This is a genomic window from Candidatus Campbellbacteria bacterium (assembly GCA_034521025.1).
Classification (GTDB): Bacteria; Patescibacteriota; Minisyncoccia; order Phycocordibacterales; family JAXHMZ01; genus JAXHMZ01.
In genome coordinates, this window is sequence record JAXHMZ010000005.1 from 187,815 (window position 1) to 200,740 (window position 12,926).

Genomic DNA, 12,926 nt, shown 5'->3' on the forward strand with positions numbered 1-12,926 from the left:
ACAGTAAACATAAGGCGGACACTCGATGTCCGCCTTAACTTATTTTCATAAATTTATATAACATTGATTTTTGATAAAATGTTGAGCTGTGGAAAACTTTTCGTCTGGTATTTGTATATATGCCATATAATTAATACCAATGGACACTAAAAGCGTTCTCTATATACTATTGGTCGTGCTTGTCGGATTAGCTCTGATATTTGTAGTGTCGATTTTTGACGGGGAAGAAAGTTCTACGGTTGATGACAAAGGAAGCGAAGAAGAATCAGAAGCTCCGGCGGAGCAAACCTCAACACAAGATGGTTGGACTCACACCGCCACCGTCAACAACATGAATATCACCTACTACGTCGTCGATGAAGTAGACAGCGAGGAGGGATATACGAACGAATACGATCATGAGGCAGAGATGTGCCTCATTCGTCTTTCGGAGGACTACTTGGAAGGGACACCACCTGCAGTTTTTGGTATCCTAGGCTCTCTCGCACGTTGTTACGGTCAGGCAGAGCTCGGATTTCCAACGGGTGACTTTGTCGCGGATACGAATTACATCAACCGCTTCATCCGTGAATACATCGATCGGTGCGACAGACAACTCGAACCTCTTGGTTTTCCGGTGAATGACGGACAATGCGAGGATATGCCTCGATTTGAAGAGGAGTTGTAGGTTGGAGTACTGCCGAAGCCCCGTTTTTATGGGGCTTCTTTATATTTGTGGTTATCCCCAATACAAAATGCAAGATGTTCTTACGTCTGTATAATACGGATATATTAAGTTCAGTTTTGTTATGACATCTCGATATCTCTTTCAATCTCTCTTGGTTTTATCAGCAGCGGTGCTTGTTTCTTTGTTTATACCGACACAGGTATACGCCCAAGGAGGAAGTGTTGGCGTGTACAAATGTTTTGGAGGGGCGTGTCAAATGGTTTCTTGTGCTACAGGTAGTTGCGTAGACCAGTGTAGTTCTTATAAAGACTGTCAAGAGCCCGAGCCCGAGCCTGATGACGATGAGGAAACACATAGAATCAGGATAATAGTAAGCGGAGAGGGGTCAGGAACGGTTAGGGGTAATTATGGGATCAACTGTAGCTCCGACTGTCGCTATAGTAATAGAACTTCATCTAGTTCCACTACCTGGTCTCCGAGAGCAACTGCTGATTTCTGACCTCGGAATTCGTGGAATGGAAAAGCGGCCCCGTTTGATAGAGATGGAAGATATGTTTGCGGAACGAATATAGAGTGCGAGGTCGAAGGGAGAACCTCTACTGTTACTTTAGAAGCAGAGTTTGACCTTGTGCCGGAGCCCGATCCTGAACCAGAGCCGGAGCCGGATCCGGATCCTGAACCCGATCCCGAGCCTGAACCAGAGCCTGACCCCGAACCTGAGCCAGAGCCGGTTGAAACAATTCTTAATGTACGTAGCAGGATCAACAATATCTCGGCAAACGCGGACGTTACATTTTGGCGAGAAGAGTTTTCCGGATGGAACTCCTGCACCATATCTGGTTATGTGTTTCCCTATTGTGAGCCGGAGTACACCTGGACCGAGTACTCTACAGCCCAAACACCCCATCAAATTAAAACTAGCAGTAACATTGAGCGATATATAGAAGCCGAAGGAGAGCACAGCGGAGCTAACTTTTCCCGCTGGAATGACTGCGACAATAATTCATATCCAATAAACGGCGCTTCCAATGACGTTTGCTATACGTATGTCTCCGCCGATGGAACACAAACTGTTACTGCTAGGTATGAGGATAATGCCTCAGATTTAACTCTGGAAAAAAATATTTCCTCAAAAACAACCTTCTTCGGCAAGGGGGGCGTGGTAACAAATGAGACCGGCCAAAACGGTGGTATACAACTTACTTGCGACAATGATAGTAGTAGTTGTAGAACCGCTACTGATAGTTTCACACAGTCTGAAGTCGGAGTAGTGGCTACCCCCTGACTCGAACACATCCTCCGTCTTTCATAGGTGGCTGGTACCCTGATTCCGGATTATAGCTGCTATGGACAGAAGGAATACAGCGTTGTCCCAAACCTGCAATGTGCCAATGAGTCAATCTTCCGAGAGCCTGGGTGCTCGGTTTAGGAACTTTAGAACTTTGGCCGGCGAGGCGGAGCAAGTGCTGGGCTCTAGTGCTAGATTACACGGGGAAGTGCAGGTATATAACTCCACCTATGATTCTCCTATAGAGCTATCATTTAGACTTTGGGATTCTGAAAATGTCCCGGCTGAATGTGATGCGCCGGGAGGAATAGATATCTCTGTGGAAGAAAGGACATTTTCCAATAATGGAACTTATGAGTTTTCTACTATCATAGGAGCCGAGGGAGAGCACGATGTTGATTTGGAGCAAAATACCGAATATGTTTATTGTGCGATCGGCGAACAGGATAACGGAACACAGGTTACGAAATACAGTGACTTAAGTGGACTTCAGACTTTGATAAGACCAAACTTTCAAGAGTTTTAGATTGTTACACAGATGTTCAATTCTTCGATCAGTAAATAGTGGCAATGCCAATGTATATTTGACATAACCACTAGAGACCTTTACATCATCCATTTTTAATGCTAAAGCTTTAAATAGAACGACGTTTTTGAAAGGAGGTTCGACAAAACATGCAATAGCTCTTACATAAACTACGTCTCTTGCCGTCTCGAAAGGGGACAAAATGTACAAAATCCTTGGGATCTCAATGTTCGCTTTAGCGATGGTCGCCCTTGTGGCGTGCTCTCCGTCAACTACCACTCCCGATTCCTCGGTGCCCACCGAATGGACAGCGGAAGTCAACGACATTCCGATCAGGTACGTAATACAGCGCAGTGTTACGTTCAGGGACGTCGAAATTGACGTGTGGAGTGAGTGGACTAATGGCGAGTGTCGCATGGAAATCCGTACTGCATACGCTCGTGATATGGATTCAGAGGGACTTGCCCAGCTCGTAGCAGGCTGTTACGACCTGCGCGAACAATTCAGCGCGGACGGCAGTGGCGAGAGTCCGTTTGATACTCCCGAAGAGGCCTATGCGTACCAACGTCGCTATGCCGCCTCGACGAGGGAGAGTGTGGCACCCTTGAAGCCCTTGGCTGGGTGCGCGCGTCGGACGGAGTGTGCGCCAGCATCCCCGCATTCGAAGAAGCACTCTAATAGGTAACCCCCTTCTGTAATACACGGAAGGGGGTTTGTATGTTAAAAGCAAGCGTTCATATGACATTGATCTACGTGTTGTGGATAATTAGACGTGCCTTACGAAAAGTTGGAGTACAGTGAGTACACTTTGACAAAGCGAAATACAGTATTAATTTTTGTAGTAGGTTTTGTTGTCTTAGCTGGCGTCATGAGCTTGTCCTTTCTTCGTAACGATTCTCATTTATACAAAGAAGCGACTACAACATTGCATGGTGTTCCTATCAGGTATGTAATACAGGACAGTGTGACGTTCAGGGATTCTGAAATTCGATGTGATGGAATGAGTGGACGGTGAGGAGTGCCGCATTGAGATACAAGAAGAATATTCTCGTACCATAGACGCACACAAAGTGGCGAGAATGGTCGCCGATTGTTTTAACAGCTCTATATTGGAGTGGAAATATGTTACTCCGGAGGAACAAGAAGAATTTTCTTATGCTTACGCGAATACATACTCAATACAGTGCGACGATCGCCTTGAGCCTCTCGGTTGGCCGGGCGCGAATGACGGCATTGAGAACTGCGAGGTTCCCGATCCGCATGAAATAGATCTGCAATAATATATGGATATGACAAAAACAACTCCGTCAATTTCTTTTCTTTTTATATATCTATTTGCCGCTCTTGTGGTTGGAGGTGTTACCTTTATAGTTTCACCTACCAATGTCTATGCAGAATGGTGTCAGACCGGAGGGGCCTACGGGGACGATCCAGACTGTCCGCCAGATGAGGATGAAGTTGAAGGCGTACCTGTCTGTAAACCGCGGGGTACTACAGTGTCATGTAAATATACTCCCAAGTCGGGGTCCCGTGAATCCAGACGACCTACGACTCTAGTCGTGGAAAAGACAGGCGGGGGAGCGGAAGCTGGATATGTTGGATCTGTTTGGCCGTTTACTTCGAGTTTTACTCGTTCGGGCGAGTACGAAAATTATCAAACAATTGACTGCGGAGGTGATTGTCGAGAAACTCAGCAAATACGCGAGAGTGATCAAATGACAATTTGGCTCAAAGCCGAACCAACTTCCTCAGGGGCGCAGTTCGTAAAATGGTCTGAACCCGAAAAGGGATACCGAGATATGGAAGTTTGTGGTACTAACGAATTTTGTGTAACATCTGTGGATAGCGGTAATACAAGAACCGTCGTTGCTCAATTTAATCCTACATATAAAGCCCTCGGTGTCCGCACAACAGGAGATGGATCTGGAACGGTTACGGGAGATGGTTATAATGACGATATAAATTGCTCAGGCATTTCAACCACGAGCCCGGGGTGCAGAGATGTCGATAGATCGACATCCATATATGCAGATTGGAATCTCACCGCCACTCCCGATGAAGGATCAGAGTTTGTGAAGTGGTCGAGGGAGACACTCGACAATCGAAGTGACTGTGGTGCTACTAACACCTGTCGAGTATGGACTTCGGATAGGATTCTCATAGATGCAGAATTCACTTCCAAAGACCCTCCCGAGGACGAAGACTCTCCTACAGAATCCGAACCAGATCCTGAATACTACGATATTACTGTCACGAAAGTGGGTCCCGGAGCGAGCCAGAGTCGTGTTTACAGCAAAGACGGTCAGATTGGCTGTGGTACGGACTGCGCGGGCGCATGGAAAGAAGATAGTCGGGTATATCTCCGAGCGCGCGCGGCAGACGGCTATGAGTTCGTAAAGTGGTCGGGATACGGAGGCTGTAATGGAAAGAGAACACGGTACTGTAACTTCACCGCGAATAGAGACGCCGACTTTACCGCAAGATTTACGCGCGAAGAGCTGCCGCCGCCAAAAATAGACGAGTTTTATGCTGATCCACTGTGGATAAGTAGGGGAGGTGATACCGTACTTTATTGGACAACCTCAGGAACGGTTGATTCATGCTCTCTGAGTTCTCCGAGGGGTACTCGAAGCAACGTCTCAAGTCCGTATAACGGCGATATCGTACAAAACATTGAGCAAGTTACTGAATATACTTTAACCTGTGAGAACCAAGATAATTCCGCTAGCAGTTCAACCAAGGTCTACGTACTGCCGGTATATCAGGAGTTTTAGTTAGGAGGAGGGGCCGGGTTCAAGTTTGTGGATAAATAGCCGAGTGTAGAGGGTGTTTGTGCGCTATACTCTAAAGAGTACAAGTATATACAAATTGACTTGAAGAATTTTATACCTAAAATTCTATATTTAGTTTTTCCTATCGCGCTTTTGCTGGTGTTGCCTTCGGTGTCCCTTGGGGCTGTTGGGCCGTGTAGCGAGCACGACCTGACCGGATACGCGTGGAGTTCGAACATTGGCTGGATCTCATTCGGTTGCGAGTCAGGCGCGAGCATAGACTATGGCGTGGACTGGGATTTTAGTAGTGGGAATCTGACCGGATACGCGTGGAGTTCATCTGTGGGTTGGATCAGCATGAATCCTGGCTCGACCCCAAGTACCAGCGTAACTTTTAATAACACTGGCGACTCTCTGGTGGGTTGGGCGCGTGCTTGTTCCGTTTTTGCGAGCGGTTGTTCAGGAAGCCTAAGACCGAACTCTGAGCGAGGCGACTGGGACGGCTGGTTAAAATTCAGCGGAGATAAATTTGACGTGACCTTGGATAGTACCACAAAAGAATTTAACGGATACGCCTGGGGAGATTTGAACTTGGGTTGGGTAAGTATGAATGGCTCTAATTATACGGTCGACTTTAATGCTTATACAGTGACAACCGGAGTAGGTGATGGCGATGGTTCCGTAGATATAGATCCCCCAGGAGAAACTTGCGATGATGGAGACGGCTCTTGCCTGTATCATTTTCCAAAATCAAGCTTGATTGAAACAACCCTAAAAGCAAATCCCGATCAATTTTATGGATTTGTTAAATGGCAGAATACCTGCCCTGGGGCTACTAATACTAATACTACAAACCCTTGTACGTTTGATGTAGATGAAAATTACGTGCTATATGCGATATTTAAAGACGTTGAAATTGTGACCCTGGATATAATATCAAAAGATACCGAAATACAGGGAACTCAAGCTGACCTTCATGGAGAGGTGACAATATATAACGAGCTTGATACTGAGGTATTTTTCCGATACGGAAGCTATGATAGTGAGACCGGCGGAAGCGCTCCTCCGTCTACTTGTTCGAGCAGTACCGGAAGCATGAGTGATACTGAGAAGTTTACGGTTACGCCGGGGGAGGGGACAGTTACGGAAGATTTTGAGATACAAGTAGAGGAGTTAGATCAAAATCGAGATTTTTGGTACTGCGCGGTCGCGAGACAGAAGCAGGGGACAAATACAGAAACTAAGTATGGAAATGTTATTTCAGGACAGGGCTACAAAACTAGAGTTAAACCTGGCTTCGAAAACTTTTAAGCTGTGTTAGAATTTATTCATATATTCATTAGTTCTTATTATGCGTATTAAAAAAATATTCCTATCGAATTTGACAAGCCACCCTATCGCTAAAATTGGTTTTACGGTGATGGTATTTTTCGCGAGCGTGGCGGTAGTTGCCGCTTGGACAGAACCGTCGTTTTCTCCTACTGATTGTGATTCTGGAACAGATGGATGTAACCCGCCGGTTAATGTCGGCAGTGGATCTCAAGTCAAATCAGGAGACTTTAGGAGTAACTCTATAGGTTTTGACGATAATGAACCCGACAATAATCTTTCTCCTCGAGGCGATGGTTACACGTATCTGAGATGGGATAGTAGAAATTCGGGCGGACCGATCGTCATTGATGGTCGGCCGACCTTTTACTACTGGGATGATAATGATAATACCCTGCGTTATCTTATTGATACGGGTAATATGAAGAACCTCAACGCGACCTTTAATGAAGTTCATTCACCAAGGTATTACGACAGGAACAACGACTTTTACTATACAGACCCTGCCAGTACTTCAAGGATAAATAGAATTCACTCTGAATATATAGGTGCTGGTGGAATCAGGGGTGACTCCAGGGTATACGCAACAGGTGCAAACTATGGTATTTGGGCTAACGGTTCCACCATGGGAGGCCGATTTGAGGACACCGGCGGTACGTCGCGAACATATCTTGCCTATGGAAGCTACGGGATCTACCAAAATCTTGGTTCCAGAAACTACTTTGGCGGTAGGGTAGGTATTAACGACACGACTCCTAACTATGACTTGGACGTAAACGGCACAACAAACCTTGGGAGTACGATATATCACCGCGGGACTTCCTATTTTTACAACCCGGCGCGTTTCTACAACTATGAGGCGTATATGTACGAAGGCGCGTACATGGGGAACGAAAGGGTGCGTGCTGTGGCGAGTCCTGTTTATAACAGCGACGCCGCGACTAAGGGATACGTAGACAGTCAGACTGGGTCTCTGTCAACCACTACCACTTCGAGCACTTGGGCCGGCTGGATCTATAATGGCTCAAGAAGAAGAACTGTTACCTACTGTCCTTCCGGTTATGTCAGAACAGGATGTTCAGGCGGTATGCATAGGTATCGAGACAGTAATCAGGACTGGAATGAGAACTACTCAGTAGCGGAGTTAGAGTTTCGTCCTTACAGTAGTAATGGTTGCGAGACCAGGACCATGAGACGTTTTAGTGATCAGTGGTATAGAATATATGCTTTCGCTTATTGTACAAGATTATAGTTAGTAATTTGTAAGGAAAATGAATAAAAATATATTAGTAATTGTATTAGGAGTTTGTGTGATAGCGGTTTTGGCTTCGCTCGCTCTTACATATTCTCTATACCAAGAAGTTCGCTCTGAGCAAGCGGTTTTAGAAACTGCTCGTGAACAAACTCAGGCAAAAGAAGAGTCACGACAAAATAATGAGGGGGAAACTCTGATACTTAATGGGAACGTGCAAACTATCAACGAGGCATCACAGGCGGTTGTAATTCAGGGAGGTGATTTTGGAGAGACAACGTTTTCTTATAATTCAGATACTTTGTTTTTTGCTGAATCACAGTCTATCTCAGGCGCTGCAGATGAGGGGCCAGAAGAAGCAGAGATGTTTTTCTATAACACAATGGAAGAATTTCCGCTTGGGGTAGGAGACTCAGTAGAAATAACTTTCGCCGCATCGGACCAGGGTAGTAACAGAAGCGCAATTCAGATCACAAAACAATAATAGCCGTGCTTCGCTGCATGGTCGATTATGCTTTAAGGGATCAGCGGATCTAATGGAGTAGTTTTCACTACACGTAAGTTCGGAGGGCACTTGCGTGTGTTTTCCTAAGTGTGGAATTGTTTAGTGCGCAATCTGATATACTAAAGTTACACGTTAGCTTATGCACCTTACTGATGAACAACTTGAGAAGTTTTTTCGCGACTCGCAAATAGTTTCCGATAGTGATCTTGAAGAAGCAAAAAGTAATGCGGAAGAAAAATCAATTCCGCTTGCGGATTCTATGTTGGAGCTTGGTCTTATCACCGAGGAAAATTTGCGTCGAGTAAAAGCCAATATACTCGGTATTCCTTTTGTCGATTTGCGTAATCACATAATTGACAAAGAAACCCTGCGCCTCATTCCGGAGCCGATCGCGCGCAATCACAATATTGTCGCGTACAGAAAAAAAGACGACACGCTTCAGGTGGCTATGCTAGACGCGGACGACCTTGCCGCGATCGATTTTATAAAAAAGAAAACGGGTCTAAAGATAGATGCCAGAGTGACGACTCCAGAATCTATCAAACACGCCCTACAGCAATATCAAAAAGACCTCAAGAGTGAGTTTGGCGATATTTTAGAGAAAGAATCCTTGGCGCTCAAAACTATTTCACAAGAAGAAAGTGAAAGTGATATGAGCGAAGAGGACCTCAAGGAGATCGCCGAAGAGCTGCCAGTTGTGCGAATCGTGGAAGCTCTTATAAAGCACGCGATCATACAAAATGCTTCCGATATTCATATTGAACCGATGGAGGAACAACTTTTGGTTCGGTATCGCATAGACGGCATCCTTCACGACGCTATGGTATTGCCAAAGTCTGTTTCTCCTAATATCTCCGCGCGCATTAAGGTTCTAGCTAACCTAAAGCTGGACGAGAAACGACTTCCTCAAGACGGGCGTTTTAAGGTCGAGGCGGATAACGAGAAGGTAAGCTTTCGTGTTTCTATATTGCCTACTAATTACGGAGAAAAGACGGTTATGAGGTTGCTCCGAGAATCCGCAGCCGGCTTTACTTTGGAGGGATTGGGATTTCACGGAGAATCGCTGGAGCGCATTCATCATGCCACCAATCAGAGAACCGGAATGATCCTTACCACCGGTCCGACCGGGTCAGGAAAGACAACAACTCTATATACAGTTTTGGATATTTTAAATACGCCCGAGGTCAACATTTCCACAGTAGAAGATCCTATTGAATACCAAATGGATCGCATCAACCAAACACAAGTAAAGCCCGACATTGGATTTGATTTTAGCGTAGGACTTCGAACGCTTGTGCGCCAAGATCCGGATATAATTATGGTGGGTGAGGTTCGCGACCAAGAGACAGCCAGCCTAGCAGTAAACGCCGCTTTAACGGGACACTTGGTTTTGTCTACTTTGCACACCAACTCGGCGGCTGGAGCCATACCTCGTCTGATCGATATGAAAGTAGAACCGTTTCTGATCGTTTCAACCGTCAAAGTAATCATTGGTCAGCGTCTTGTACGTAAATTATGCAAAGATAAAGAGGAGTACAACCTAACTCCCGAAGAAATTGAAACGCTTAGAGAGTCGGTGGATCTAGATAAGGTTTTGAGCTTCCTAAAAGAAGAGCGCATTGTATCCGAAAGCTCTACTTGGGAAGATATTCCTTTCTATAGACCCAAAGAAACCGATGAATGTGAAGATGGTTTCAGTGGTCGAGTGGGCATTCACGAGGTCCTCAAGGTCACAGAAACTATTCGCAATATGGTGATGAGTGGATCCAGTACCGAAGAGCTCGAAGAGCAAGCCAGAAAAGAGGGAATGATGACAATGATAGAAGATGGCATTTTTAAGGCAGCGCAAGGCGAAACCTCTATTGAAGAAGTTCTGCGTGTTATTTCTGAGTAAATATTATGAAATATAAATATGTAATAGAGCGTCATGGTGAGAGAATCGAAGGTGTAGAAAACGCTGAAGATAAAGCGGATCTTTTTGACAAGGTGAAACAGCCCGGTGACACCCTTATTTCCATAGAGGAAACGGAAAGAAGTGGGCTGTCAAAGTTCAATATTTCTTTAGATCCTATTCTTCGAAAACTGAATCGAGTTAAAACGCAAGAAAAGATCCTTTTTGCTAAAAACATTAGCGCTATGATCGACTCGGGGCTACCTATATCGCGAGCCCTTTCTGTGGTCAGGCGACAAGCGCGCAACCCAAAGTTCAAAGAAGTGGTTGAAGATCTAGAAAATAGTATTTCCAAAGGCAAAACTTTTTATGATGCTCTCCAAGAACACCAGGGCGTATTCTCTGATCTGTTTATAGCTATGGTTCGCGCCGGGGAAGAGTCGGGGCAGTTAGCACAAGCGCTTTCGGTAGTTGGTGAGCAGATGGAGCGAACTCATACGCTCAAAAAGAAGGTAAAAGGAGCAATGATGTATCCATCGGTTATTATTGCCGCCATGATAATAATCGCGATCTTGATGCTGATCTATGTCGTACCTTCCCTAACGGCGACCTTTGAAGACCTGGACACGGAACTGCCCGCTTCCACCAAATTTATTATTTTCGTAAGTGATATGTTTAAAAACCACACCCTAGAGGTCTTTCTCGGTACTGTCGCGTTAATTGGTGGGTTTATATTCAGCTTGCGTACGGAGCGTGGGAAAAAGGTATTCGATACAGTTACATTACACCTTCCTGTCGTTTCGGGCTTGGTCAAGGAGTCTAATTCAGCCGCTACAGCTCGTACTTTGTCATCTCTGCTTTCTTCGGGGGTGGAGGTAGTTGAGGCGTTAGATATCACGGAGGAAGTTATCCAGAATCATCATTACCGCAGTGTCTTAGCAGAAGCCAAAAAAGCCATTCAAAAAGGAAAACCACTGTCTGATGTGTTTACAGATAATGAAAAAATATATCCGATATATGTAGGCGAAATGATCGCTGTCGGAGAAGAAACGGGAAAGCTTTCGGAAATGCTTTCAAACGTCGCTGACTTTTATGAAGAGGACGTACAGCAAAAGACCAAAGACCTATCTACCATAGTTGAGCCGGTTTTGATGATAGTGGTTGGTGCGGCAGTTGGCTTTTTCGCGCTTTCAATGATCACTCCTATGTATTCTATAGCTAACAGTATTTAGGGTATGAAATATACATCCAAAGGTTTTACTTTAATAGAATTGCTGGTTGTAGTGGCCATAATAGCCATACTATCAACTATTTTACTTTCAAGTTTTGTTAACTATAGATCTAGGCAAGCTTTGGAGCTGGCAACCAAAGAAGCCAGGCAGATATTTGAAACTGCTCGTTCTCAGACTCTTGCCTCTACCGGAGATAGCTCCTACGGAGTTTTTATAGATTCAGATAGCTTTGTGTTATTTGAAGGCGGTACTTATGACCCTACTGATCCAGATAACACTTCTTTTGATCTGGATAGCACTGTAGAAATTTCAGATGTTTCACTGAGTCCTGATACTGATACGGTAACTTTTGAGAGGGGAACGGGTGAGCCGAGTGCCTCGGGGGTAATTGAGCTTTCTCTCACCGGCGCGTCAAGTGCTAGCCGATCGATTACTATTTCACCAACTGGTATAATTAATTCAAATGAGTAAGCATTCTTTGCAAAAAGGAATAGGACTGATTGAAGTATTAATTGCTACGACCATATTAACTTTAATAGTTTTTGCTTTTACCTCTTCTTTGTCTTTGTATTCCTCCGCTAGCGTTGATGCTACTAAGCGTACTCAGGCTACTTTTTTAGCGGAAGAGGGTTTAGAAGTAGTCAGAATGCTACGAGACGAAAGTTGGAGTAATAATATAGAACCCCAAAGTTCTGATACCGATTACGGGTTCTCCTTTGATACGTCTACGTCTGATTGGTCGATCACGAGCGGTCCTGAAACTTTCGGAGAATTTACGCGTACCCTGGTGTTTGGAGATGTCTACAGGGACAGTAATGACGATATAGTAACTGACGGTTCGGGAACGTTTGATCCGGATTCTCGTTTTGTAACGGTTGAAGTTACCTGGGATAGCAGGCGCGGAGAGCAGCGGGTGGTCCTTGAGTCTTTAGTCAATAATACCTTTGATAATTAATGAAAAAACGACTGAACGCGGGAATAACAATAATGGAACTTTTGATTTATATAGGGATAATGACCCTTGCGCTTGTTTCGATAGTCTCTCTTCTCATTAACGCTACGGACATTATTACCGCTGTTAAACAAGACAAAGAGATACGCTCTTCGGCTTTTACCGCTTTGGACAGAATTGGCAGGGAAGTAAAAGGCGCGACAGAGATAGTGAAAGCCGAGAGCAGCTTTGACTCAGACCCCGGGGTGCTGACAATAAATGCAGTGGACGAAAATGGCGATCAATATGAAGCAACTTTTGAGGTTAGTGGTGATGATCTTAATATATCTTACGACGATACTGTGTTGGGAAGTCTGATATCAGAGGACGTAACCGTTGAAAGTCTAACTTTCTATCTTTCAGAAACCGCGACTTCACGTTCTGTTCGTACAGAGTTAACTCTTTCGCACTTAGACGACCCTTCAAAACAAAAAACGTTTTATTTAACGACTGTCCCTCGTGGAATGTATTAAT

At 44.9% G+C, this 12,926-nt stretch carries 13 protein-coding genes; all 13 read left to right on the forward strand.

The features are described 5' to 3' along the window. Positions 1 to 139: 139 nt before the first annotated feature. Positions 140 to 667 (forward strand): hypothetical protein, encoded by a 528-nt coding sequence (locus U5L75_03430; GenBank protein MDZ7726603.1) that lies wholly within the window; start codon positions 140 to 142, stop codon positions 665 to 667. 628 nt (positions 668 to 1,295) lie between these two features. Beyond that, complete coding sequence (locus U5L75_03435; GenBank protein ID MDZ7726604.1) at positions 1,296 to 1,952, forward strand: hypothetical protein; 657 nt, start codon at positions 1,296 to 1,298, stop codon at positions 1,950 to 1,952. Positions 1,953 to 2,058: 106 nt separating this feature from the next. Next, complete coding sequence (locus U5L75_03440; protein MDZ7726605.1) at positions 2,059 to 2,481, forward strand: hypothetical protein; 423 nt, start codon at positions 2,059 to 2,061, stop codon at positions 2,479 to 2,481. A 1,004-nt stretch (positions 2,482 to 3,485) separates the two neighbouring features. Further along, positions 3,486 to 3,761: a hypothetical protein gene (locus U5L75_03445; GenBank protein MDZ7726606.1), complete on the forward strand. Its 276-nt coding sequence runs from the start codon at positions 3,486 to 3,488 to the stop codon at positions 3,759 to 3,761. A 9-nt stretch (positions 3,762 to 3,770) separates the two neighbouring features. Beyond that, entirely contained in the window at positions 3,771 to 5,255 is a 1,485-nt protein-coding gene (locus U5L75_03450; protein MDZ7726607.1) for a hypothetical protein, read from the forward strand. 99 nt (positions 5,256 to 5,354) lie between these two features. After that, on the forward strand, positions 5,355 to 6,563 hold the full coding sequence (locus U5L75_03455) for a hypothetical protein (protein ID MDZ7726608.1): 1,209 nt from the start codon (positions 5,355 to 5,357) through the stop codon (positions 6,561 to 6,563). Positions 6,564 to 6,603: 40 nt separating this feature from the next. After that, positions 6,604 to 7,833 carry a hypothetical protein gene (locus tag U5L75_03460; GenBank protein ID MDZ7726609.1) on the forward strand — a complete coding sequence of 410 codons (1,230 nt, stop codon included), beginning with the start codon at positions 6,604 to 6,606 and terminating at the stop codon, positions 7,831 to 7,833. Positions 7,834 to 7,852: 19 nt separating this feature from the next. Continuing rightward, positions 7,853 to 8,317, forward strand: coding sequence for a hypothetical protein (locus tag U5L75_03465; GenBank protein MDZ7726610.1), 465 nt, complete (start codon positions 7,853 to 7,855; stop codon positions 8,315 to 8,317). 160 nt (positions 8,318 to 8,477) lie between these two features. After that, the gene (locus tag U5L75_03470) at positions 8,478 to 10,232 is read left to right on the forward strand and encodes a GspE/PulE family protein (GenBank protein ID MDZ7726611.1); all 1,755 of its coding nucleotides are present in this window, start codon (positions 8,478 to 8,480) and stop codon (positions 10,230 to 10,232) included. A 5-nt stretch (positions 10,233 to 10,237) separates the two neighbouring features. Next, positions 10,238 to 11,461, forward strand: a complete 1,224-nt coding sequence (locus tag U5L75_03475; GenBank protein ID MDZ7726612.1) for a type II secretion system F family protein — start codon at positions 10,238 to 10,240, stop codon at positions 11,459 to 11,461. Positions 11,462 to 11,464: 3 nt separating this feature from the next. Continuing rightward, positions 11,465 to 11,932, forward strand: coding sequence for a type II secretion system protein (locus U5L75_03480; GenBank protein MDZ7726613.1), 468 nt, complete (start codon positions 11,465 to 11,467; stop codon positions 11,930 to 11,932). Then, positions 11,925 to 12,416 (forward strand): hypothetical protein, encoded by a 492-nt coding sequence (locus U5L75_03485; GenBank protein ID MDZ7726614.1) that lies wholly within the window; start codon positions 11,925 to 11,927, stop codon positions 12,414 to 12,416. Before U5L75_03480 ends, U5L75_03485 begins: the two co-directional genes overlap by 8 nt. After that, entirely contained in the window at positions 12,416 to 12,925 is a 510-nt protein-coding gene (locus U5L75_03490) for a hypothetical protein (protein ID MDZ7726615.1), read from the forward strand. Before U5L75_03485 ends, U5L75_03490 begins: the two co-directional genes overlap by 1 nt. Position 12,926: the final 1 nt, after the last annotated feature.

Excerpts from the sequence above, each read along its gene's own strand:
- U5L75_03430 (MDZ7726603.1), top strand. The coding sequence starts at position 140 with ATGGACACTAAAAGCGTTCTCTATATACTATTGGTCGTGCTTGTCGGA.
- U5L75_03440 (MDZ7726605.1), top strand. The coding sequence starts at position 2,059 with ATGAGTCAATCTTCCGAGAGCCTGGGTGCTCGGTTTAGGAACTTTAGA.
- U5L75_03450 (MDZ7726607.1), top strand. The coding sequence starts at position 3,771 with ATGACAAAAACAACTCCGTCAATTTCTTTTCTTTTTATATATCTATTT.
- U5L75_03460 (MDZ7726609.1), top strand. The coding sequence starts at position 6,604 with ATGCGTATTAAAAAAATATTCCTATCGAATTTGACAAGCCACCCTATC.
- U5L75_03465 (MDZ7726610.1), top strand. The coding sequence starts at position 7,853 with ATGAATAAAAATATATTAGTAATTGTATTAGGAGTTTGTGTGATAGCG.
- U5L75_03470 (MDZ7726611.1), top strand. The coding sequence starts at position 8,478 with ATGCACCTTACTGATGAACAACTTGAGAAGTTTTTTCGCGACTCGCAA.
- U5L75_03475 (MDZ7726612.1), top strand. The coding sequence starts at position 10,238 with ATGAAATATAAATATGTAATAGAGCGTCATGGTGAGAGAATCGAAGGT.
- U5L75_03480 (MDZ7726613.1), top strand. The coding sequence starts at position 11,465 with ATGAAATATACATCCAAAGGTTTTACTTTAATAGAATTGCTGGTTGTA.
- U5L75_03485 (MDZ7726614.1), top strand. The coding sequence starts at position 11,925 with ATGAGTAAGCATTCTTTGCAAAAAGGAATAGGACTGATTGAAGTATTA.
- U5L75_03490 (MDZ7726615.1), top strand. The coding sequence starts at position 12,416 with ATGAAAAAACGACTGAACGCGGGAATAACAATAATGGAACTTTTGATT.